The sequence below is a fragment of the Helicobacter mehlei genome, from assembly GCF_003660265.1.
Classification (GTDB): Bacteria; Campylobacterota; Campylobacteria; order Campylobacterales; family Helicobacteraceae; genus Helicobacter; species Helicobacter mehlei.
Map to the genome: position 1 here is coordinate 1 of NZ_QXQP01000055.1, position 1,433 is coordinate 1,433.

General features: G+C 48.3%; 1 pseudogene. It reads left to right on the forward strand.

Annotation, left to right across the window (positions count from 1 at the left end):
* Positions 1-1,433: pseudogene (locus tag EAO36_RS08595) on the forward strand (DUF3519 domain-containing protein); the annotation flags it as partial.

Consider the following 1,433-nt stretch of genomic DNA (forward strand, 5'->3'; position numbering starts at 1 on the left):
TAAAGGCGCGCAGAGTCTCAAACCCCTAGCGGGTGTTCTTGGGCGCAGTGTAGATTATATCCCCCTTGTGGGGGCTAGCAAACGCTTTATGAGTGGGAATGTGCAGGCCGCCCAAAAAGTCTTAGAAGAAGTCTATACCCCCCAGCAAGAACAGGCCTTAAAAGAGTTTGCTAATCACTTTGGTGGGGGTGTTAGGCTCAATGCCCAAACCACAGGGCTAAACCAAAGAATGCGAGAACAATTTGGGGGGGATTCCAAGATTTACAAGGCCTACCAAGCGGCCGAGGACATTTTTAGATTAACCAAGCAGAGTGAGCAACAAGAGGCCTTTATTAGGGCCATACGCGCCGATGAGAGCGGGACATTATTAGCCTTTTTGAGCGAGGCGGCCAATTCTAGCCCCAAGGCGCACAACACGCTTAAAGGGATTTTAAACAAGACCACGCGCAACTTAGAGGAACAATTAAAACAACTCCATTTAAAGCCTAGTGACATCAAGGCCATATTTGAGGACTTGGAAAAGGGCACTAAGGAGTCTTATGCAGATGCCACCGAGCGCATCATCCCCCAAGTTGTGGGGGATTTAAAGATCACGCTTGATCCCACTAAGGTTAAACAGATTCGCCAAGAGCTTAGCCAAGAGGGGCTAGAGCTAGAGGCACAACCCTTCTTAAAGCAAATTGAGCACAATATTTACAACAAAGAGGGTGTGGGCTTTACCCAGCTTAATAACGCCCTTAAAACCCTCAATAGCCACTACAAAGCCACGCCCAACCCCACGCTCAAAGAGCATATCCGCAAACTCAGCGATAATATGATCCGCAACGATATTCAAGAGGGCATCAGCCAGCTTTTCAAGCAATTACCAGAGGACTTGGGGCACAAATACGCACAACTCTTCAACACCGCCCTCAAAGATTACGCCACGATGAAGGAAACCCTAAAGATCATCGACAAGGGCACTCTCAAACTCAGAGATGCGGCTAGAAGCGAACAAAAGGCTTTAGATGCGCTCATCAAATACACCCAAGGGCAAGGGCATCAGGGGCTAGACAATCTAAGCCGCATCACTAAGGGATTGAACCCAGCTAATCGAGAAGTGCTAGAGCTGAATATGCTTGAGCGACTCTTTGCCACCTCTTTGATGCAACTAGAGGGGCTTAAAGTCTTTGATAGCCAAGCCTTTTTCAAACGCCTAGAGAGCCTCAAAGAGGGCACATTCCAAAGCAGGGCCGCACAAGACTTCATACAGATTGCCAGTGGCTTTAACCGCCTATTCAATCAAGATGCCAAATTAGCCCAAGCCCTTAAAAGCACCACGGGTGAGCAAGTGGGCAGTTCTATTGCCACCAGTGTTTGGGGTGCTGTGCAATACCAGATCACCAAGTTTTCCTTTGCCTTGATGGTTAGGACTATGCCCCATATCCCCTTTT